The organism is Streptomyces sp. NPDC097640, from assembly GCF_040302705.1.
Lineage (GTDB): Bacteria > Actinomycetota > Actinomycetes > Streptomycetales > Streptomycetaceae > Streptomyces.
In genome coordinates, this window is sequence record NZ_JBEOSB010000005.1 from 187030 (window position 1) to 207930 (window position 20901).

The window sequence follows — 20901 nt, forward strand, 5'->3', positions numbered from 1 at the left end:
CTGTCACAACGGCCGGAAAATTTTTGTCCGTTGGGCCGGACGGGGTCAGATCTCCGGCTTCGGCTCGGGTTCCGGTTCCGGCCCCGGCCCCGGCTCCGGCTCCGGCTCGCGGACGATCGCGAGGATCGTCAGCGTGGCCCGCGCCAGCCTCTCGTCCCCGCGCACCGTGGCCCGGCGCCGCGCCTCCCGCGGGGTGATCCCGCGCGTGGCCAGCCGCCACAGCGTGTCCGCGGCGAGCTCGACCTCCGCGGTCGCCGGGGTGGAGGGGGTGCGGAGCGCCCAGTGGTCGCCCTCGCGCACCGCCGTCCACGCCCCGCCGCCCGGGCCGGGCACCAGGACCCGTACCGTCGCTCCGCCATGGGCCGGGCGGGCGCGCAGGGTGTGGGGGAGGGCGCGCAGAAACGTGTCGAGCACCGGGTGCAGCAGCTCGGGGCCGGTGGCGCCCGGCCGGTCCACGGCGTCGCGGATCTGCTGCTGATGGACCCAGAACTCGGTGTACTCGCGGGCGGTGTCCAGCCAGTTCGGGGCGGGCGCCCCGGGGGCCGCCCAGGACACGTCCAGGCCGGCGGGCGCGGCGGGGTCCAGGCCCGCCCAGAAGTCGTCGAGCCGCGGGCCGAGCGTGGCCAGCAGCTCGGTCAGCACGCGCGGGCTGAGCTGCCGCGATACGCGGACGAAGTCCTCGTTCGTCCGCGTGATGAACCGCGGCAGCGTCTCGCCGGGGCCGAACGGCGACCCCGGGTGCCCGTCGCGGCCGCCGGACAGCCGGCGGAGGTGATCGTGGAGGAGGTGGGCCACCACGTCGTGCACATCCCACCCGGGGCAGACGGTGGGGCGCCGCCAGTCCGCCGGGTCCAGGGCGGTCAGCAGATCGAGCAGGGCGCTGCGGTCGGCGGGGAAGAGGGGGCGTACGTCCAGGGGCGGCCCCAGCCATGCCAGGTCCACGCCGGTGCCTGTGTCCATGATCGGGATTATTGTGCCGTCGGCCTGTGACCGCGATCGCGTTTCTCCGGCGGAACCCAGGGCCTCGGGTCGAACGTTGGCCATTGCGATATATCCGCCATGTCCGTACCGAGGAGTCCTGCTGTGACCCTGCGCCAAGAGATCGTCGGCAACGCCATGCAGATGGCGGTTTGCAGCCTCCAGCCCGGCCAGACCGTCTACTGCGAGGCCGGAAAGTTCCTGTTCAAGACGTCGAACGTGACGATGGAGACCCGGCTGTCCGGGCCCGGCGCGGGCGGCGGACAGGCCGCCGGGGGCAACGGGGACGGCGGCGGAAGCGGTGGCATGGGCGGCATGCTGCGCCAGGCCATGGGCACCGCCATGCAGGTGGGTCAGCGGGCGCTGGCGGGGGAGTCGCTCGCCTTCCAGTACTTCACCTCGACCGGCGGCGAGGGCACCGTCGGGTTCGCGGGCGTGCTGCCCGGGGAGATGCGGGCGCTGGAGCTGGACGGCGGCCGCGCCTGGTTCGCGGAGAAGGACGCCTTCGTGGCGGCCGAGTCGACCGTGGAGTTCGGCATCGCCTTCCAGGGCGGCAGGACGGGGCGCAGCGGCGGCGAGGGGTTCGTCCTCGAGAAGTTCACCGGGCGCGGCACGGTGATCATCTGCGGCGCGGGCAATTTCATCGACCTCAACCCCGCCGACTTCGGCGGCCGGATCGAGGTCGACACGGGCTGCATCGTGGCCTTCGAGGAGGGCATCCAGTACGGCGTCCAGCGCATCGGCGGGCTCAACCGCCAGGGCCTGATGAACGCGGTGTTCGGCGGTGAGGGCCTGTCCCTGGCCACCCTGGAGGGCAATGGCCGGGTGATTCTCCAGTCGCTGACCATGGAGGGCCTGGCCAACGCGCTGAAGAAGGCGCAGGGCGGGGACAAGCAGGGGCCGACGGGCGGGCTGTTCTCCACCCGCGCGGGGTGACGGCGCCGCGCCCGGGGGCCGCTCCGGGGGCCCCTCCGGAGGGTCGCTCCGGGGGGTCGCTCCGGAGGGCCGGGCTATTTCGCCCCGGCCAGGTAGAACAACAGGAAGAGGAACCCGGCGATGAAGTGAACGCCGACGAGATAGATGAAGACGCGGATGGTGAACCCCATCGGGGCCCGGTCCTCCTCCCGCACGACCTTGCCGGTCGGTGCGGTTCCGCTGTTCTGTGCGGCCCCGGTGCCCGGTGTGGCGCCCAGGGTGTTGTCGGCGTCGGTCATGGCGCGTTGTGCCTCCCTCCGCGGACGGCGTCGCCGAGGCAAAGGTCGGCTGTGCCGCTCTGAAGCAGTGTGTGGACGAACAGCAGATCCACGCCTCCGGACGAGGCGGCGGCGATGCGGTGCGGGGTCAGCGAGTCGAAGTGGGCCGCGTCGCCGACGGCGAGCACATGGACGGTCTCGCCGAGCGTCAGCCGCAGCCGTCCCTGGGTGACGTACAGCCACTCCTCGCCCGGGTGGACCCGCACCAGGTCCTCCTGGGGGCCGGGCCCCGCGGGCACGTGCACCCGCAGCGCCTGCATCGCCCGGCCGCCGCCGCCGGCCCGCCAGTACGTCCAGCCGCCCGTCCGTGAGGCCTCCATCCGGTCGGCCCGCAGGATCGGGTCCCGTTCCGGCGAGACCTCGCCGAGGAGGTCCGATACCGTGGTGCCGTAGGTACGGGCCAAGGCCAGCAGCATGGGGAGCGACGGCTGGCGCCGGGCGGTCTCCAGGCGGGACAGATGCGCGGGTGAGAGCCCGGCCAGCCGGGCGGCGGATTCGAGCGTCAGGCCGCTGCGCCGCCGCAGGTCGCGCAGGCGCGGGGCGACGGAGGGCAGCTCGGCGGGAGGCCCGTCGGCGGGCCCCTCAGGAGGCGGGAGCATGCCTCCGGTATAACCAGTTTTCGCCTCTCGGGCAAAAGTTTTGCCTCTGAGGCAAAGGCCCCCGCGGCGTTACGTCTCCATCACTTCTCCCGGCGCTTCGCGCGGGTCTTGTGAACTCCACGGAAACTCCTTCCACTTGGCATTGACATGTCATGGTCTACGCGCGTCATGCTGTAAGGCATGAGAATCCCCCCACGGATCGCCCGCATCGGTGTGCTCGGCGCACTCGCCTCGAGCCTTCTCATCGGCGGCCCGGCCGTCGCGTCCGCCCCGGCCGCACCGCTCGCACCCCAGGCCGTCGCGTCGGTCTCCCAGATCGCGGCCGTCGGAGACATCTGCTACTCCGACCTGCCCTCACAGGCCCATGACACGCTCGACCTGATCGCCTCCGGCGGCCCCTACCCGTACCCGCAGGACGGGACCGTCTTCCAGAATCGCGAAGGCATCCTGCCGTCCCAGTCCACCGGCTACTACCACGAGTACACCGTCAAGACCCCCGGCTCCAGCACCCGCGGCGCCCGCCGCATCGTGACCGGGAAGAAGACGGACGAGGACTACTACACGGCCGACCACTACGCGTCGTTCGACCTGGTCGACTACCGCTGCTGACCACCGAAGACCGCCACCCCCCGCACCTCGGCCGCCGCCTGTTCGCAGGCGGCGGCCGCCGCGTTGCGGGCCCCGTCTCCCTCCGGCGGGAACGGCTTTGCGTACGACGGACGTTGACGTGTCGTGAAGTGACTCGAACCCCGCGGGGGCGTCTGTCGGCGCCTCCGGGTAGCGTTTCCGGGAGAAGGGGACGCGCGGGGAGCAAGGGGAGGCACCGGTGGTGAGCGGCCCGGAAGTGGTCACATGCGGTGAGGCGATGCTGCTGTTACTCGCCGAGCCCGGCGTCCCCCTGGAGCAGGCCGTGCACTTCCGCCGCTCGGTCGCCGGAGCCGAGTCCAACGTGGCCACGGGCCTCGCCCGGCTCGGCCATCGCGTCCGCTGGGTCGGCCGGGTGGGGGACGATCCGGCCGGTCGGACCGTGCTGCGCGAGCTGCGCGCCGACGGGGTGGATGTGACCTTCGCCGGGGTGGACGAGCAGGCCCCGACCGGGCTGCTGCTGCGCGACAGCCATCCGCACCGCGCCATCGATGTGCAGTACTACCGCTCGGGCTCGGCCGGCTCCCGGCTCGCCCCCGAGCACATACCGGGCGAGGCCCTGACGGGCGCCCGGGTGCTGCATCTGTCCGGGATCACCCCGATGCTGTCGCCGACCGCGGCGGCCGCCACCGACCGGCTGGTCGAGCTGGCCCGCGCCGCCGGGGCGGAGGTCTCCTTCGACCCGAATGTGCGGCACAAGCTGGGCGGCGCGGCGCAGTGGGCGCAGACGGCCGGGCGGCTGCTGCGCGAGGCCGACCTCGTGCTCGCGGGGGAGGACGAGCTGGAGCTGCTGACCGCGAGATCCGCCGACGACGCCGCGGCGGAGCTGCTGGACGGCCGGGCGCATACGGTCGTCATCAAGCGGGCCGACCGCTCGGCGACGGCCCTGACCGCGGGCGGCCGCTGGGACCAGCCGCCCTATCCGGTGCCGGTGGCCGACCCGGTCGGCGCCGGAGACGCCTTCGCCGCGGGGTATCTGTCGGGCCGGCTGCGCGGGCTGCCCGAGCCGCGGGCGCTCGCCGAGGCCGCCTGTGTCGCCGCGCTGGTCGTCCAGACCGCGACCGATACGGACGGGCTGCCCTCGGCGGCCGGGCGCGATCGGGCCCTGGCCGCGTTCACGGGCGGCGCCGACTCCGTCCACCGCTGAACCCCGCGTCCCGTCCCGCCCCTTTCCACCGCACCGAGAGGCAGATATCTCCCATCGCTCGCCGCCGCTGACCGACCGTCAAACCCCCCACACCGCTTCCCCCTACAGCGCTTTCCCCACCGACCATCGCACAGCGAAAGGCCGCATATCCCGGAGGCAATCCGGGGCGGCATCTCCAGGAGACCCTGCTGAGAGGAAAGGCGGCGAATTGCCGTGTACCGCTGGGAGATCACCCGGGCCGCGCTCGCACAGCGGGTTTTCGCCATCATCCGCAGCGACAGCTATGACCACGCGACCGCGGCGGCGGACACCCTGCTCTCCGCCGGCCTCACCACCCTGGAGTTCTCGCTGACCACGCCCTTCGCGCTGGAGGCCGTCACCACGCTGGTCCGCGAGGTCGGCGACGAGGCGGTGATCGGCGCGGGCACGGTGCTGGACGCCGCCTCCGCCCGGATGGCGGTCGACGCGGGCGCCCGCTTCCTGGTCTCCCCGAGCCTGGACCCGGAGGTGATCCGCACCGGCCACCGCTACGGCCTGCCGGTCTTCCCCGGCGTGGCCACGCCCACCGAGATGGTGCGCGCGCTGGAGCTGGGCGCGGACGCCCTGAAGCTGTTCCCGGCCTCCGCCCATAGTCCCCGCTGGGTCAAGGACGTACGGGCCGCGCTGCCGCAGGCCGCGCTGCTGCCCACCGGTGGGGTGACCGTCGCCGACGCCCCGGAGTGGATCGCGGCCGGGGCGGTCGCCTGCGGGATGGGCTCGGCGCTGTCGGAGGGCGACCGGGACGTCGTCGCCAAGCGCGGCGCCGAGCTCCTCGCCCGGCTCCAGGACGTGGCACCGGCCGAGGAGTTCTGACGCCGGATCGGTCCCGGACGCCGTGTCAGCTGGTGCTCAACGGGTTCCGCCGGGCGGCCACTTCTGCCACCCTGACCCCGCTGTGATCACGCGCAGGCGCCCGCCCCACCCGTGCGCCCCGCGCGCGCCGTTCCGTGCCGCTCGCCGCGGCCTGTGCGAAGGAGTCGCCATGCGACGTTCCGTCACGCTGTCCGCCCTCGCCGCCGTCCTGGCCGCCACCGCCGCCGGCTCGGCCCTGGCCGCCGGCCCCGCCTCCGCGCCCGCCGCCACGGGCAAGCACCAGCGCGGCACCCTGCTCGACCGGGTGCCCGAGCGCGGCGTGCTGCGCGTGTGCACCACCGGCGACTACCGCCCCTTCACCCACCGCGATCCCAAGACCGGCGACTACACCGGCATCGACATCGACATGGCCCGCGACCTCGCCAAGAGCCTGGACGCCAAGCCCGCGTACGTCGCGACGACCTGGGCCAAGCTGGTCGACGACCTGGCCGCCGGGCGCTGTGACATCGGCATGGGCGGGGTGTCGGTGACCCTGCCCCGGGCCCGTAAGGCGTACTTCAGCGAGCCGTATCTGACCGACGGCAAGGCCCCGGTGGTGCGGTGCGAGGACGAGCAGAAGTACCAGACGCTGGAGGACATCGACCAGCCGGACGTCCGGGTGATCGTCAACCCGGGCGGCACCAACGAGCAGTTCGCCCGCGCCCACATCAAGCGGGCCACCCTCACCGTCCACCCCGACAACACCACGATCTTCGACGAGATCATCGCGGGCCGGGCCGATGTGATGATGACCGACGCCAGCGAGACCCGCTACCAGGCGAAGATCCACCCGGAGCTGTGCGCCGTCCACCCCGACAAGCCGTTCTCCTTCTCGGAGAAGGCGTATGCCGTGCCGCGCGGCGACGCCGAGTTCAAGGAGTACGTCGACCAGTGGGTGCACCTGGCCACGCACGACGGCACGTACGCCAAGTACGAGCATGAGTGGATGAATTGACTGCCCCCCCTGACGGGGGATTTCTGGCTCAGGCAGCTTGGCCGCACTGCGTGCGGTCGAGTCTTACGCCCTCAACACCAGCCGGGTTCAGACCTGCCCGGATGAGCATGACGCGGGCGGAGTTCTTGTCTCTGGGGGAGACGGCTCCGCACGCGGTGCAGGTATAGGTGCGTTCACTCAGCGGCAATGCGTGCTTGGCTCTCGCTCCGCAGTGCGCGCAGTCCATCGTGGTGTGCGCGGGGTGTACCAGGTGCACGGTCCGTCCGTGCTTGCGGCCCATTTCGATCAGGGCCCGTTTGGTGGCGCCGATGGCGGCGTCAGCGGCCTTGCAGGCCATTGACGTCCTGGCGAGGAACTTCGGACGGAAGTTCTCAACCGCGATCGCATCATGGTCGCGTACGACCTTCTTGGCCCACTTGCGGCCAGTGTCCTCACGCTGATGGGCGATCTTCTTGTGCAGCTTCGCCCGCAGCTTCTTCGCCTCGCGGTAGCCCTTCGAGGCGGCCTGCCCCTTCTTCGGCTTGCGGCGGGCCATCATCCGGTCGTAGCGGGCCAGCTTCGTGGCGGCCTTCTTGCCGTGTTGGGCGTGGGGAAGGTCATGGGCATCGGAGGTGGTGGTGGCGGTCTCCTTCACGCCCCAGTCCACGCCGATCACCCGCCCGGTCACCGGCAGCGGTTCGGTCCGGGCGGGGACGACGAAGCTGACATACCAGTGCCCGAGGCTGTCCCGGTACACGCGCACGCTCGACGGGCCGGCGGGCAGCTTGCGCGACCACACCACGGTCAGCGCGATGCCTCCGGCCAGATGCAGGCGCCCGTCCTTCAGCCGGAAACCCTGCCTCGTATATTTCAGGGTCGGATCCGCCTCGCGCTTCTTTTTCCACTTCGGCATCCCGGCACGCCGCTTGACCGGCAGCCGGTCCTTGATGTCTTTCTGCGCTTTCGCGCGGGATTTACCGAAGTCCCGGATGATCTGCTGCTGAGGAATGCTGGAGCCTTCGCGCAGCCACGGGGTCATCGCGCGAGCTTCGGTCAGCATCTTGCTGAGTTGGGCCGGGCCGCAGGTCTGCTTGTCGTTGAGGTTGGTCTTGTTGTACAGGCGCACGGCCTTGGACTTGGCGACGCATTCGTTCCAGATCCAGCGGCACCGGTCCCACTCTGCGAGCAGAGCCTCGCGGACCGTCGACGACACGCGCACCCGGTAGGTGTAGCGAGCATGCCCGGCCTCCGCAGCCGTACTCACCTGCTCCATCCCGCCCCCTCACAGTCCCCGGCCGGGACGCCACGCCATCCCGAACCCCTGAAGAACCATACGTACGGCCGCCGCACACACGTGCCCCGATCCTGCGGTCACCACCCCGACCAGCGATCATCGGCGCACACGTTCGAATCATCCTGGCGGTGCCGACACGGTATGGGCCCCGCGCCCTGAAGCGGGTACGCGACGCTGCGCGTCGCAACACCCGGACACGATTCCTCCTCGGCCTAAACGCAGGGGCCTCCTCGCGAGAAACCAGGCGAAGGGGAGGGGCCGCAGGCTACAGCGGGGCCGCTCAGGGCCCGACCTGCCCGTTCCGGGGCAGATCGGGCGATGCGTTCAGCAGGGCCTCGACGAAGTCGCGGACGGCCGCGCGGTGGTCGTCCGGCCGCCAGACGAGCGCCAGTCGGCTCGGCGAGAGCCCGCTGACCGGGAGCGTGACGACGCCGGGCCGCTGGTAGATCGCGGCGTTGCCCGCGGCCAGCAGCACGACCCCGCTGCCCTCCTCCACCGCCTCGAAGGTCTCGTCCGCGTTGGAGACGACCAAGCCGATACGGACCGGATGCCCGGCCGCCTGAGCACGGCTGGGCGGTATGCGGCTCTGACGGGTGCTGGCATCGTCTCGCGCCTTCGGCGCAATGCGGTCAGCCGAGGGGAGGGGGAGGGGTGGGGCTTGCTGGGAAGCGGCAGCGATTCCTGGTGGGTTGGGGTTGTGTGAAGCCGGGGGACAGTGGATCCGGTGGGGGCCTCCCACCATCCTTGCAAAAATCGCTTGATGCAGAGCAAGTAAAGGAATGCCAGATGCAATTTCTTGTGGTGCATCTGTGCCAAGTGGGGAGCAAGAGTTGGTCACCCGTTGTGTTCGACGGTGTCGAGGGCCAGGCTCCACGGGAAGGTGTCGAGTAGCGCGCTGCCGGTGCCGGGGGCGTGGGGCTCTGGGCCGTGTCCCTTGCCGTGCAGGATGTTGACGCCTGCGGATCGCAGGTCTGCGATGTTGCGCTGGTAGGCGGGGTGAGCGGCCAGTGCTGCGTTGACGAACGGGAGCACGGCCACGGGGATGCCCAGCCCGATGGATTCGGCGAGGATGCCCAGCGCGTAGGTGTCGCTGATGCCCAGTGCCCATTTGTTGATGGTGTTGTAGGTGGCGGGGGCGACGATGATGGCGTCTGCCTGCGGGGCTGAGCGGGTGTCGTCGCCGGGTTTTCGGTATTCGCTGCGGAGGGGCCGCCCGGTCTGGGCTTCGAGCGTTGAGACGTCTACGAAGGTTCGTCCCGTTGGGGTGGTGATGATCTGCACGTCCCAGGAGCGGTCTTGGGCTTGCTGGATGAGCTTGCCCACGTGTGCGGCGGGTCCGGCGGCGCAGACGATGACGTAGAGGGTCCGCTGAGGTGGCGGTGTGGTCATGGGCGGGCTCCGACTCGGGCGGCCAGCTCGGGCAGGCCGCGCAGTTCACCGCGTACGTCTTGGTGGTGGATGCGTCCGACCAGTGCCTTGACGGTCGGGCGGGTGCGGATCTCTTCGGGGGCGAGGTCTTCGGCGGTGCGCAGGGCGGCGTATGCCTGGGGGTATTTGTTCCATTGCTCGCAGGCCCTGGCCACGTCTACCCAGAGGGTTGCCTCGCGTTCACGGACGTCGATGGTGTCGATGTCGATCGTCTGGGCGTAGGCGAGTGCTGCTCCGGCGTCGCCAAGGGTGGTGGAGATGTTGACCCGGTGGAGGAGCACGTTGGTCGGGCCGAAGGCGGTCCATTGGTGGTTGGCGTCGCTGCCGAGCATACGGGCGGCGTGTTCAGCCTCGTCGAGAAGTTCGGTTGCCGAGTCGCGGTCGCCTTGCTCGGCTGCGGCCACTGCGCCCCGCAGGAGGAGAGCACCATAAATGGACTGGTGATCAGGCGAGTGTGTGATGGACTTCGGGTCGAGTCGCTGAGCTCGTGTGCGCGCGAGGTCGGCGGCCTGGCCGCCGTGTCCCATGGCCATGTAGGCATGGACAAGGATGCGGGCGCTGGCTGCCTGGGTGAGGGGGTCCTCGCTGGTCTGGGCTGCGTGCATGCTGCGGTCGGCGGTGATGGCTGCCGGACCTCGGTCGCCGAGTTTGAGTAGCAGGCTGGTTGTGGTGTGGTACAGCTCCGCCAGGCATGCATGCGCGGTCAGCCGGTCATCTCCGGTCAACACCTCGCACGCCGTCTCGCACTCGGTGAGAACGCGCGGAAGGTCGTTGGCGAGGGTCGTGTACTCGCATGCCTGGTAGGTGCGTTTCGCCCAGGTGACGGCTGTCCTGAGTTCGGCGGGGGTGCGCTGTTCTGGTTCTCTGACGCTGAGGGCGGAGAGGTGATGCAGGAGGAGGGCGGCAAGCCCGGTGTGCTGTGGTGCGCTGCTGGCCCCTGCGGATGGTGTTGTGGCTGCGGCCAGCAGCGCGGCGCCTGACAGGCTCATGAAATCGCGTCGTAGCACGTGATCGTCTCCACGGTCCATGCCGATACGGGCCATCGGGCGTATGGCTCCAGACGCGGGGGTGTGCGATTCCCAGGGGCGAGGTGCCAGACCAAGTAACACGCCGGGAATCCTGAGCCCGTCGGCTACCGCAATGATCTTGTCGATCGTGGTGATCCGGCCATTGCCCTTGGCGACGACTCCGACTCGGTCGGTCTTCATCCCGCAGGCATCAGCGATCTTGGTGAAACTGATGCCGCCCCATTTGCGGGCGAGCGTGAATACGGTCCCGAAGTCGTGGCAGGCGAGAGCCGCGCGCATGTCCTCACGTTCCAGGACGTGCGGCGGGAGTGCTGCCGGTGAGACGTAGTCGGTCATCTCGTGCCCCCGCGCATCTCTGACGTGATGAAGTATCGATCAGGGCCTGCCTCCCGGGCTTACCCATGATGGGTCTACTCACCATGGGTTAGAGACCGATAGGCGGCAGAGCGGTTGGCGGTGTCACGTGCTGCATCTCCTGAAAGCCCCCGGCGCGCGGCGGAATGCAAGGTGATCTGGCCGAGTCTACCCACGGTGGGTCTACCCATCAGGGGGTAACGCGCAGGCCACACGAACGGCGACGCTGGGAGATCAGGACCCCCGCGACGTGGCTGCGTCCGGGGGCGTGGTCAACGCTGCAAAGGAGCGTCAACAATGCGGAAGACTACCGCCCGATTTGTGGAATGGCTGTTACGGCTGCTGTTGCCTGCTCCAGGGCGGCATCGGGCCGTTGGAATCCGGCCAGACGCCCGGCGCCCGGATGCCCCGATGGTTCGCCTGGCGAGTGACCCCCTGGGTGAGCGGCAGCGTGGAGCCGTTGGGTGCGGGGTGAAGGCGGTGGCGACATGAGCACGCGGCCTCGTCTGCTGCCGTGGCCGAGCGAGGCCGGGCAGCGCTGCTATCTCGTGACGGATGACGACGGCAACAGCCGTCTGGTGAGGCTCGCCGATGAGATGGAGGCCGCGCAGCTGAAAGCGGGCGTCGAACTCCTCGGTCACGCACGCAAGATGCTCGGCGATTGCAAGGTGAGCGAGGGGGAACTGCGGTTCCTCGTCAAGTCCCTGTGTGAGGCGCTGGGCGACGCGTTGCGGGTCGCCGAGAGTCGGGGTGGGCGGCTGCCTTCCTGCGCTGACGGCGAGCCGCACGAGGGTCCGGACGGGGCTCCGGAGTGTGAGAGGGGAGCGTGCGAATGAGCCGAGCCCAGTCAGGTCCGCCAGAGAGGTGGGAGGCCGGGCCTGTCCCGGGTCGTGGCCTGCGCCGCGATCGGGATGGACACCTGGTGTTGCCGCTTCAAGTCGTCCGTCCCGGGCAGCACGTAGCCCTTGCTTCGCTGCTGCTGACGGTGGCGGAAGCGGAGCAGTTGCACGCCGCCCTGTGCTACGCACTGGGCGCTGAGCCCGCGCCTGCTGACGGGCCGGAGTGCCGAGAGCCGATCCACTATCCCGGCGGCCGACAGCGGTACTGACACCTCGTCCCCAGCGGGACAGCAACCACAGATACGACGCCGGACCACCCCCGCACCTGCAAGTAACTGGGGTGGTCCGGCTGGGGATTGATCACAAACCTCGGTGCCGATGGTACTGGGGCCGATGGCGTGTTCGGACACGGCGCGGTCCGGTTGATCGGAAGTTCGGTCGGTGCTCATCAGGAGAAGGGGGGATGTTCCTCGATGACGCCCCGGCCGGCGGGGCCGCTCGAAGCGCCGCATGTCCCGATCATCGCGGGGCCGCGCCGCCGCCCCTCGCCGTGGCTGCGTGGCCAGGCGGCCCTGCCGGTTTCAGCTGTGCAGCCGCAGCACCCGCACCCCGTACGGGGCCAGGGCCACCGTGTCCGCCGGGGTGCCGTCCAGGGTGGTGAGCCTGCCGTCGGGCACCACCGGCTTGACCGCCAGCTCCTCGCGGGCCTGGCTGACCAGCCAGACGAACACCCGGCCGTCCTCGTGGACCAGGCGGTCCACGGCCACCCGGGGGTCGGCGACGGTGACCGGGCGGCGGACGCCGGCGTGGGCGGCCAGCGCGTCGTACAGCGTGGTGGTGGCCTCGGGGTTGACCCGGGGGGTGACGGCCGCCATGTGCTCGATCGGGTAGGTGCAGAAGACCACACACCCGTCGCCGGTCTCGCGCAGCAGCAGCGCGGGGCGGCCGTGGCCGTCGACCGCGAGGACCTGCGAGCCGTCGGGTTCGACGGGGAGGAAGACGCGGCTGTTCTCGGTGCCCGCGGCGCGGAAGGTGAGCCCGGCGCCCTCGGGGAGGGTGCCGAGGTCGCGGGTGAGGGTGAAGGTCACCTCGTCGTCCTCGATCGGGTCGACCAGGCCGTACTCGAGCTGGTGGCGGACGCCGAACAGCTCGTTGAGATGCGCGTACCAGGGGCCGCGCTGCTCGCTGTGGGCGCCGGGGGAGTACGAGACATAGACCGTGGCGCCGTCCCGGGCCCGCCGCTCCAGCTCGTACCAGGTGGGGGAGAGCAGCTGCTTGGTGGACGGGACGAGCCACAGGCGTACGTCCGCGGGCAGCGCGCCGTCGCTCTCGCGGACCACCGCCGCCGGGGCGTCGGCGAGCCGGGCGGCGACCCAGGCCTGGCGGCCGGTCTGCTGGACGTAGGCGCGGTCCTCGGCGCGGGTGAAGGGGTAGACGGTGTCGAGGTAGGAGGAGAGCAGCAGGGCCGTGTCGGCGTCGGCGCGGTGGCAGCGGGGGAAGTCCACGGCGCTCAGCACCTCGGAGAAGTCCCGTAGCTCGCGCAGTTGCGGCTTGGGGGTGCCGGCGGTGTCGGTGAGGCCGAAGTGCATCTCGAAGGCGTGGTGGCGGTAGGGCGGCTGCTCGCTGAGGTTGTCGTAGTCGGTGTTGTTCCAGGCGATCCAGCCGGTGGCGCCGGCCAGCAGGCTGTTGTGCAGGGTCTGCCGGTAGTAGCGGGCGGCGCCGGGGCCCGCGGCGAAGTCGGAGCTGACGCCGAACTCCTCCAGCACCACCGGCCGCTGGAAGGTGCCGGTGAGCTCGCACACCCAGGCGGCGGCGTAGTGCTGCCGCACCGAGTCGTCCTCCATGCGGTAGACGTGCGGGCCGAGGAAGTCGCACAGCTCGGCCGTGTCCGCGAGCCGGAAGCCGTTGTCGTGACCGGAGTTCTCCAGGCCCCAGGCGCCGTCGCCGAGCGAGACGGGCTGGGTGCCGCCGCCGGCCCGTACGGCGTCGAGGACGATCTGGGCCCAGGCCGCGACCGTCTCGCGCTCCGCGGGCACCTGGTCGGAGCGCACGCCGGGCTGGCGGCCGTAGATCGGCATCTCGTTGGAGACCAGCCAGCCGGCCACCGCGGGGTGTCCGGCGTAGCGGCGCACCGTCTCGCGGGCGAACCACGCCTGGCGGGAGACCAGCCACACATCGCTGTACAGGTCGCGGCCGCCGCGCCAGGACGGGTCCCAGTTCTCGCCGGACATATGGCCGACGAGGAAGGTGGGGACGGTGGTCATGCCGAGCGCGTGGTGGCGGTCGAGGAAGTCGGCGAAGCGGGCGCACAGCTCCGGATCGAGGCGGTCGGGGGCGGGCATGAAGTCCGGCCAGTAGAAGAACGACCGGGTCATGTTCAGCCCGTGGTCCCGCAGCACCCGCAGCTCGGCGTCGACCACGTCCGGGTCGTACGAGCGCCACATCAGCGGACCGCCGGTGCGTGACCAGTAGTTGGCGCCGAGCCAGATGACGGGCTGATCGCCGACGGTGAGCCGTGCGGACGTGCGCTGCATCTGCGAACTCTCCCTCAGGCAGGGGGCGTCAAGGATGCGGCCCGGTGCGGACGGGCGGTGCCGCGCAGCAAGCAGTGAACGGCTTTACCGGTTTAGTGTCAACACTTCGGACAAGGTTCGTACGCACGGCCGTCCGAGGTCCTGGATTGCCCAACTTCCCGTCTGTCAGGCCGTTCCGGGGCGAGACCTGGATGTTCGACTGATTCGACTAGCCCGGTTCAGCGACGGGGCCGTGCCGGGACTATTGACACCCTCTTCCGGGCGCCTTTAATTTCACGGCGCCGACGGTGTGCGGACCACCGTCCGGCTTGCGTTCGTTCAACCGCACCGTTCATCCCGCTCTGTTCGACCCGCGCAGCTTCGATTCCGTACATCGAGGGGAACCCATGATCTCGACGACAACGGCCGGTCCGCGCCGCGCGCTGGCCGCCGGGGCCGCGCTCGCGCTCACCGTCACACTCGCCGCCTGCGGCGGGGGCAAGGACAAGAGCGGTGGCGGGGGCGGAGTGCTGACCGTTGCCACGGGATCCACGGGCAATTTCATCCGGAACTTCAATCCGTTCGCCCCGCAGCCCCTCCAGGCGACCCACGGGATGATCTATGAGCCGCTGTTCCATATGAACGCGGCGAAGGCCGGGGAGATCGACCCGTGGCTGGCGACCAAGTACACCTGGTCGGACGGGGGCAAGAAGCTCCGCGTCCAGGTGCGCAAGGGCGTCACCTGGAACGACGGAAAGCCCTTCACGGCCGAGGACGTCGCCTGGACGTTCCAGATGGCGAAGGAGAACAAGGCGCAGAACATGTACGCCCTCCCCATCGCCTCGGCGGGCGTGGAGGGCGAGGACGCCGCGGTGATCACCTTCTCCAAGTCGGCGTACACCAAGGAGTACTTCATCCTCGGCAAGATGAAGATGCTGCCCAAGCACATCTGGTCGAAGATCCCGGTCAAGGAGCGGGCCACCACGCTCAACGCCAACCCCGTGGGCACCGGCCCGTGGAAGGTGAAATCCGTCAAGGGCATGACCATGGATCTGGTCGCCCGTGACGACTACTACTTCAAGGGGCTTCCGCACTTCAAGGTCATGCGGTACCGGTCCTTCACCGGAAACAGCGCGGTCACCGCCGCGGTCACCTCCGGGCAGATCGACTGGGGCGGCGGCTTCATCCCCGACATCAAGAAGAACTACCTCGCCAAGGACAAGAACTTCGAACTCGTCAACATCCCCCTGGCGACGACATCGTTCGTGCCCAACGCCCAGCGCGGCCCGACGGCCGACGTCAATGTGCGCAAGGCGATCAGCGCCGCCCTCGACCGCGAATTCATGAACCGCAGCGTGTACGACGGCCAGGCCCCCGTCGCCAACCCCATGGCGCTGCTGCTCCCCAACTACGCGTCCGTGCTCGATCCGTCCCTGAAGGACGCCGTGATCGAGACCGGCCAGGACAAGGTCGACAAGTATCTGATCGCCTCCGGATACGCCAAATCGGGCGGTATGTGGCAGAAGGACGGCAAGAAGCTGTCCGTGACGGTCGAGCTGGTCTCCGGCTGGACCGACTACGTCAGCGTCGCCCAGCTGGCCAAGCAGCAGCTGAAGAAGGCCGGCATCGAGCTCGTCGTCAAGGCCGAGTCGTACGCGCAGTGGTCCAACAACCGCGCCCGCGGCCAGTTCCAGCTGCTGCTCGACAACAGCGGCTACACCCCTGACCCCCGCGCCTACTACGCGCAGCTGTTGGACAGCACCATCCCGCCGAAGATCGGCGAAGCCACCAACGTCGGCAACTTCGGCCGCTACGCCAACCCGGCCATGGACAAGGCCCTGGACGAGATCGCCTCCAGCACCGACCTGGAGAAGCAGAAGCCCTGGTACTACAGGATCCAGCAGGAATTCATCAAGGACATGCCGGTCATCCCGCTCTTCTACGGCCAGAACGAGCAGGAGTTCAACGGCAACCGCGTCACCGGATACCCCACCGAGGACAACCTCTACGCGGCCCCGTCCATCTGGCTCGACCCCGACGGCGGCTGGGTGGCCGCCCGGATCAAGCCCGCCACCGGTAAATCCGGCAAGTAAGGGCGCGGCAGCGTGCGGTACGTACTGCGGAAACTCGGCTTCTACGCCGTCGCCGCCTGGATGGCCGTCACCGTCAACTTTTTTCTGCCCCGGCTCATCCCCGGCGATCCGGTGCAGCTGATGATGGCCCGGATGGCGCAGTCCGGGCCCGTGGAACCGGGCCAGGAGGAGGCCCTGGCCAGCATGCTCGGGCTGAGCCACGGCAATATCGCGGTCCAGTACTGGGACTATCTGGGCTCCGTGATCCACCTGGACTTCGGGCTGTCGGTCACCTACTTCCCCAGCCCGGTCAGCAGCGTACTGAGCGACGCCCTGCCCTGGACGCTCGTCCTCGTCGGCGCCGCCACCCTCATCAGCTTCGTCCTCGGCCTCACCCTGGGCACCCTGGCCGGCTGGCGGCGCGGCAGCTGGCTGGACTCCCTCGTCCCCTCCACCACCTTTCTCGCCGCCGTCCCCTACTTCTGGCTCGCGCTGCTGCTCCTCTACCTCTTCAGCCAGGTGTGGGGCGTGCTGCCGCTGGGCGGCGGCTACGACGAGACCCTGGACATCGGGCTCAGCGGCGACTTCCTCTCCTCCGCCGTCGAACACGCGGTGCTGCCCGCCGCCACCATCGTGCTCAGCTCGGTCGGCGGCTGGATGCTCGGCATGCGCAACATGATGGTCTCCACCCTCGCCGAGGACTATGTCACCGCCGCCGAGGCCAAGGGGCTGCGCCCGCGCACCGTCATGTTCGGCTACGCGGCCCGCAACGCGGTGCTGCCCTCGGTCGCCGGATTCGCCATCTCGCTCGGCTTCATCGTCAGCGGCTCGCTGGTCATGGAGATCGTCTTCTCCTATCCCGGCATGGGCTTCACCCTGCTCCAGGCCGTCGAGAACACCGACTACCCCCTGATGCAGGCGGTCTTCCTCGTCATCACCTTCGCCGTCCTGGCCGCCAACTTCCTGGTGGACCTGGTGTACGGCTTCGTCGATCCCCGGACCAGGCAGGCCCGATGACCGCCACCCTCCCGCCCCCCGCCACCGCCGCGCCCGAACGCCCCGCCGGCCGCGGACTGCTGCGCCTGGCGCTGCGCTCCCGCCGGCTGGCCTTCGGCCTCTCCATCCTCGCGATCTTCACGCTCACCGCGCTGATCGGCCCCTGGCTGGTCGACGACCCCGAGGCGGTCAGCGTGGACCTGGGCCAGGCCCCCTCCGGGGCGCACTGGCTCGGCACCACCCAGACCGGCCAGGACGTCTTCGCCCAGCTCGTGGTCTCCGCCCGCGGCACCCTGCTGATCGGCGCCGCGGCCGCGGTCGTGGCCACCGTCATCTCCGTGGTCATCGGCATCGGCGGCGGCTTCCTCGGCGGCGTCGCCGACGAGACCATCTCCCTGATCAGCAATGTCTTCCTGGTCATCCCCGGGCTGCCGCTGGTCATCGTGGTCGCGGCCTACGTCAAGGGGGACGGGGTCCTCTCCACCATCCTCGTCATCGCCCTGACCAGCTGGGCCGCCTCCGCCCGGGTGCTGCGCGCCCAGACCCTCTCGCTGCGCACCCGCGACTACGTCCTGGCCGCGCGGGTCTACGGGGAGAAGCGGTGGCGGATCGTGCTCGTGGAGATCCTCCCCAACGAACTGGCGATCATCGTCTCGCAGTTCATCCACGCGGTGATCTTCGCGGTGCTCACCCAGGCCGGCCTGGCCTTCCTCGGCCTCGCCGACCCCTCCTATCTCACCTGGGGCACGATGCTCTACTTCGCCCAGAACGCGGAGGCCCTGGCCGGCGGCGCCTGGTGGTGGTTCATCCCGCCGGGCCTGGGCATCGCCCTCCTGGGTACCGCCCTGTCCCTCATCAGCTTCGGCCTCGACGAGGTCCTGGACCCGCGGCTGCGCACCCGCCGCCCGCGGCAGCGGAAGGAAGCGCGATGAGCGAGAGCGCCGCGAGAGACGACGTCGTGCTGCGCGCCGAGCACATCGACGTCGCCTACGAGGGATACGGCGGGGCCCGCGCGACCCGGGCCGTCCGCGACGTCAGCTTCGAGCTGCGCCGCGGCGAGCTGCTGGGCATCGCGGGCGAGTCCGGCTGCGGCAAGTCCACCCTCGCGTACGCCGTCGCCCGCTGTCTCCAGCCGCCCGCCCGCCTCACCGCCGGCTCCGTGACCTTCCACGGCCGCGACGGCGGCGCGGCCGACCTGCTGGCGCTGGAGGGCGAGGCGCTGCGCGCCTTCCGCTGGAACAAGCTGTCCATCGTCTTCCAGAGCGCGATGAACGCCCTCAACCCGGTGACTCGCGTCGGCCGGCAGTTCGACGACATCTTTCGCGCGCACCGGCCCGGCATGCCAGGACCCGAGCGCCAGGAGCGCGCCCGCGCCCTCCTCGACATGGTCGGCATCGACCCCGCCCGCATCCGCTCCTACCCGCACGAGCTGTCCGGCGGCATGCGCCAGCGCGTCGTCATCGCCATGGCGCTCGCCCTGGAGCCCGAGGTCGTCATCATGGACGAGCCGACCACCGCCCTCGACGTGGTCGTCCAGCGCGAGATCCTCGACGAGGTGGAGCGGCTGCGCGAGGAGCTGGGCTTCAGCGTCGTCTTCATCACCCACGACCTGTCCCTGCTGCTGGAGATCAGCGACCGGCTGGCGGTGATGTACGCGGGCTCCATCGTCGAGTACGGGCCGTGTGACCGCATCGCGGCGGACGCGGGCCACCCGTACACCCAGGGGCTGCTGCGCTCCTTCCCCGAGCTGACCGGCGAGCGCCGCGCGCTGCGCGGCATCCCCGGCTCGCCCCCCGACCTGCGCGAGGAGCTGCCCGGGTGCCCGTTCGCCGACCGCTGCGACCGGGCGTTCGCGCCGTGCCGCACGGTCACCCCCCGGCCGGTCCCGCTGCCCGGCGGGGGCTACGCCGCCTGCCATCTGCACGACCCGGCCCATGCCGCCGCGGCGGCCGGGCCGCTCCACGAAGGGAGCCAGTCGTGACCGCGCTGGACGTGACCGGGCTCACCGTCGACTTCCCGCAGCCCGGCGGGCGGCCCTTCCGGGCCGTCGACCGGGTCTCCTTCACCCTGCACCCGGGCCGCACCCTGGCGCTGGTGGGGGAGAGCGGCAGCGGCAAGTCCACCGTCGTGCGCGCCCTGTCCCGGCTGGTGACGCCCACCGCCGGGACGGTACGGCTCGGCGGGGCGCCCCGGACGCGCGGCGCGGACTACCGGCGCGCCGTCCAGATGGTCTTCCAGGACCCGTTCGCCTCCCTCAACCCGGCCCACACCATCGGCCACCATCTGCGGCGGCCGCTGATGGTCAACGGGCGGGCGCGGCGCGGCGCCGACGCCCAGGAGAAGGCGGAGGAGCTGCTTCGGTCGGTCAATCTGACGCCCCCGGCCGATGTGGCCCGCAAGCGCCCGCACGAGCTGTCCGGCGGACAGCGGCAGCGGGTGGCCATCGCCCGCGCGCTCGCTCCGGGCCCCCAGGTGCTGCTGGCCGACGAGCCGGTGTCGATGCTCGACGTCTCGATCCGGCTGGAGATCCTGGGCCTGCTGGACGGGCTCAAGGACGAGCGCGGGCTGGCCCTGCTGTATGTGACCCACGACCTGGCCACCGCCCGTCACTTCTCCTCCGAGGTGATGGTGATGTACCGGGGCGAGATCGTCGAGCGCGGCCCCAGCGACGAGGTGATCCTCGCCCCCAGGCACCCCTACACCCGGCTGCTGGCCTCCGCCGCGACCGGCTCCGGGGCCACGCGGGAGGAGGCGCGCGCGGCGCGGGCGGCCCGGCTGGCGGCGCGGGCGCGGAGGGACGCCGAGCGGCGGGAGATCGTGGTCGGCGACGGCTGCCGGTTCCGGCCGCGCTGCCCGCTGGCCATGGACGCCTGTACGCGGCGGCCGCCGGAGGCCGAGGTGGGCCCCGGGCACCGCGCCCTGTGCTGGCTGCACGTCCCCGAGGGCGCCGCCGGCGGCCGTGAAAGCGGCGGCGACGACAGCGTTGGCAACGTTATCGCGTAAGCCTGCGCGTTTTGTCCGGACAACAGAACTTCACGACTTCCCGTCATGTGCTCATCCGGCTACGCTCGCCCCGTGGCAAAGCAGGAGGAAGACTCATCCGGATCAGCGGAGGCGCTTCAGCTCAGCGTGGACCGCGGCAGCCCCGTTCCGCTGTACTTCCAGCTGTCCCAGCAGCTCGAGGCGGCGATCGAGCAGGGGCGGCTGGCCCCCGGCAGCCTGCTCGGCAATGAGATCGAGCTGGCCGGGCGGCTCGGCCTGTCCCGGCCCACCGTCCGCCAGGCCATACAGTCCCTGGTCGACAAGGGGCTGCTGGTGCGCCGCCGCGGCGTGGGCACCCAGGTGGTGCACAGCCAGGTCAAGCGCCCGCTCGAGCTGAGCAGCCTCTACGACGACCTGGAGAACGCCGGACAGCGCCCCGCCACCCGCGTCCTGCGCAACACCACCGAGCCCGCGACCGCCGAGGTCGCCGCGGCCCTCGGGATCGCCGAGGGCACCGAGGTCGTCCTGATCGAGCGGCTGCGCATGGCCCACGGCGAGCCCATGGCCCATCTGTGCAACCACCTCCCGGCGGGTCTGCTGAAGCTGGACAGCGCCGAGCTGGAGGAGACCGGGCTTTACCGGCTGATGCGCGCGGCCGGGATCACCCTGCACAGCGCCCGCCAGACGGTCGGCGCCCGCGCCGCCACCGCCGAGGAGGGCGAGCGCCTCGGCGAGCCGGCGGGGGCGCCGCTGCTGACCATGCAGCGGACGGCCTTCGACGACACCGGCCGGGCCGTCGAATTCGGCTCGCACACCTACCGGGCCTCGCGCTACTCCTTCGAGTTCCAACTGCTCGTGCGCCCCTGACCTCGATTACTGCCGTACACCCCCTGGACCCCCGCCGTGCACCGTGACGGATACTTGGGCGGCGGCCGGGCCGATGACGCC

General features: G+C 70.7%; 20 protein-coding genes. 12 read left to right on the forward strand and 8 right to left on the reverse strand.

The window, feature by feature from the left end:
* Positions 1 to 45: 45 nt before the first annotated feature.
* The gene (locus ABTY62_RS09370) at positions 46 to 960 is read right to left on the reverse strand and encodes a maleylpyruvate isomerase family mycothiol-dependent enzyme (protein WP_352128809.1); all 915 of its coding nucleotides are present in this window, start codon (positions 958 to 960) and stop codon (positions 46 to 48) included.
* A gap of 123 nt (positions 961 to 1083) precedes the next feature.
* On the opposite strand from ABTY62_RS09370, the gene ABTY62_RS09375 reads away from it, so the two are divergent.
* Complete coding sequence (locus ABTY62_RS09375; protein ID WP_311723449.1) at positions 1084 to 1914, forward strand: AIM24 family protein; 831 nt, start codon at positions 1084 to 1086, stop codon at positions 1912 to 1914.
* Between the two features lie 74 nt (positions 1915 to 1988).
* Here the strand turns inward: ABTY62_RS09375 and ABTY62_RS09380 are convergent, their stop codons facing one another.
* Together ABTY62_RS09380 and ABTY62_RS09385 are read right to left on the reverse strand one after the other, a co-directional pair.
* Positions 1989 to 2192, reverse strand: a complete 204-nt coding sequence (locus tag ABTY62_RS09380) for a DUF6126 family protein (protein WP_352128810.1) — start codon at positions 2190 to 2192, stop codon at positions 1989 to 1991.
* Complete coding sequence (locus tag ABTY62_RS09385) at positions 2189 to 2830, reverse strand: helix-turn-helix domain-containing protein (RefSeq protein ID WP_352128811.1); 642 nt, start codon at positions 2828 to 2830, stop codon at positions 2189 to 2191. The genes ABTY62_RS09380 and ABTY62_RS09385 overlap by 4 nt, the downstream gene beginning before the upstream one ends.
* Positions 2831 to 3010: 180 nt before the next feature.
* Here ABTY62_RS09385 and ABTY62_RS09390 point away from each other — a divergent pair, with 180 nt between their 5' ends.
* The 4 genes from ABTY62_RS09390 to ABTY62_RS09405 all read left to right on the forward strand — a co-directional run bounded on the left by ABTY62_RS09390 (position 3011) and on the right by ABTY62_RS09405 (position 6468).
* Positions 3011 to 3439, forward strand: a complete 429-nt coding sequence (locus ABTY62_RS09390) for a ribonuclease (protein WP_311723446.1) — start codon at positions 3011 to 3013, stop codon at positions 3437 to 3439.
* A 217-nt stretch (positions 3440 to 3656) separates the two neighbouring features.
* A complete protein-coding gene (locus ABTY62_RS09395) occupies positions 3657 to 4622 on the forward strand; it encodes a sugar kinase (RefSeq protein WP_352128812.1) in 966 nt (321 codons plus the stop codon).
* 213 nt (positions 4623 to 4835) lie between these two features.
* Positions 4836 to 5474, forward strand: coding sequence for a bifunctional 4-hydroxy-2-oxoglutarate aldolase/2-dehydro-3-deoxy-phosphogluconate aldolase (locus ABTY62_RS09400; protein WP_352128814.1), 639 nt, complete (start codon positions 4836 to 4838; stop codon positions 5472 to 5474).
* A 169-nt stretch (positions 5475 to 5643) separates the two neighbouring features.
* Positions 5644 to 6468 (forward strand): transporter substrate-binding domain-containing protein, encoded by an 825-nt coding sequence (locus ABTY62_RS09405; protein WP_352128815.1) that lies wholly within the window; start codon positions 5644 to 5646, stop codon positions 6466 to 6468.
* 28 nt (positions 6469 to 6496) lie between these two features.
* On the opposite strand, the gene ABTY62_RS09410 is transcribed toward ABTY62_RS09405, so the two are convergent.
* From ABTY62_RS09410 to ABTY62_RS09425, 4 genes are all read right to left on the reverse strand, one after another.
* Complete coding sequence (locus ABTY62_RS09410; RefSeq protein ID WP_352128816.1) at positions 6497 to 7720, reverse strand: RNA-guided endonuclease InsQ/TnpB family protein; 1224 nt, start codon at positions 7718 to 7720, stop codon at positions 6497 to 6499.
* Positions 7721 to 8021: 301 nt separating this feature from the next.
* A complete protein-coding gene (locus ABTY62_RS09415; RefSeq protein WP_352128817.1) occupies positions 8022 to 8273 on the reverse strand; it encodes a type 2 periplasmic-binding domain-containing protein in 252 nt (83 codons plus the stop codon).
* 302 nt (positions 8274 to 8575) lie between these two features.
* Positions 8576 to 9130 (reverse strand): flavoprotein, encoded by a 555-nt coding sequence (locus ABTY62_RS09420; protein ID WP_352128818.1) that lies wholly within the window; start codon positions 9128 to 9130, stop codon positions 8576 to 8578.
* On the reverse strand, positions 9127 to 10533 hold the full coding sequence (locus tag ABTY62_RS09425; RefSeq protein ID WP_352128819.1) for a hypothetical protein: 1407 nt from the start codon (positions 10531 to 10533) through the stop codon (positions 9127 to 9129). The genes ABTY62_RS09420 and ABTY62_RS09425 overlap by 4 nt, the downstream gene beginning before the upstream one ends.
* A 506-nt stretch (positions 10534 to 11039) precedes the next feature.
* Between ABTY62_RS09425 and ABTY62_RS09430 the strand changes: the two genes are divergently transcribed.
* On the forward strand, positions 11040 to 11387 hold the full coding sequence (locus tag ABTY62_RS09430; protein WP_352128820.1) for a hypothetical protein: 348 nt from the start codon (positions 11040 to 11042) through the stop codon (positions 11385 to 11387).
* 584 nt (positions 11388 to 11971) lie between these two features.
* On the opposite strand, the gene ABTY62_RS09435 is transcribed toward ABTY62_RS09430, so the two are convergent.
* The gene (locus tag ABTY62_RS09435) at positions 11972 to 13924 is read right to left on the reverse strand and encodes a glycoside hydrolase 5 family protein (RefSeq protein ID WP_352128821.1); all 1953 of its coding nucleotides are present in this window, start codon (positions 13922 to 13924) and stop codon (positions 11972 to 11974) included.
* Between the two features lie 386 nt (positions 13925 to 14310).
* On the opposite strand from ABTY62_RS09435, the gene ABTY62_RS09440 reads away from it, so the two are divergent.
* The 6 genes from ABTY62_RS09440 to ABTY62_RS09465 all read left to right on the forward strand — a co-directional run bounded on the left by ABTY62_RS09440 (position 14311) and on the right by ABTY62_RS09465 (position 20820).
* The gene (locus ABTY62_RS09440; protein WP_352128822.1) at positions 14311 to 15996 is read left to right on the forward strand and encodes an ABC transporter substrate-binding protein; all 1686 of its coding nucleotides are present in this window, start codon (positions 14311 to 14313) and stop codon (positions 15994 to 15996) included.
* A 12-nt stretch (positions 15997 to 16008) separates the two neighbouring features.
* Positions 16009 to 16992: an ABC transporter permease gene (locus tag ABTY62_RS09445; protein ID WP_352128823.1), complete on the forward strand. Its 984-nt coding sequence runs from the start codon at positions 16009 to 16011 to the stop codon at positions 16990 to 16992.
* The gene (locus ABTY62_RS09450; RefSeq protein ID WP_352128824.1) at positions 16989 to 17903 is read left to right on the forward strand and encodes an ABC transporter permease; all 915 of its coding nucleotides are present in this window, start codon (positions 16989 to 16991) and stop codon (positions 17901 to 17903) included. Before ABTY62_RS09445 ends, ABTY62_RS09450 begins: the two co-directional genes overlap by 4 nt.
* On the forward strand, positions 17900 to 18952 hold the full coding sequence (locus tag ABTY62_RS09455; RefSeq protein WP_352128825.1) for an ABC transporter ATP-binding protein: 1053 nt from the start codon (positions 17900 to 17902) through the stop codon (positions 18950 to 18952). Before ABTY62_RS09450 ends, ABTY62_RS09455 begins: the two co-directional genes overlap by 4 nt.
* Positions 18949 to 19974 carry an ABC transporter ATP-binding protein gene (locus tag ABTY62_RS09460; RefSeq protein ID WP_352128826.1) on the forward strand — a complete coding sequence of 342 codons (1026 nt, stop codon included), beginning with the start codon at positions 18949 to 18951 and terminating at the stop codon, positions 19972 to 19974. Before ABTY62_RS09455 ends, ABTY62_RS09460 begins: the two co-directional genes overlap by 4 nt.
* Before the next feature lie 126 nt (positions 19975 to 20100).
* The gene (locus tag ABTY62_RS09465) at positions 20101 to 20820 is read left to right on the forward strand and encodes a GntR family transcriptional regulator (protein WP_311723855.1); all 720 of its coding nucleotides are present in this window, start codon (positions 20101 to 20103) and stop codon (positions 20818 to 20820) included.
* The last annotated feature ends 81 nt before the right edge of the window (positions 20821 to 20901 follow it).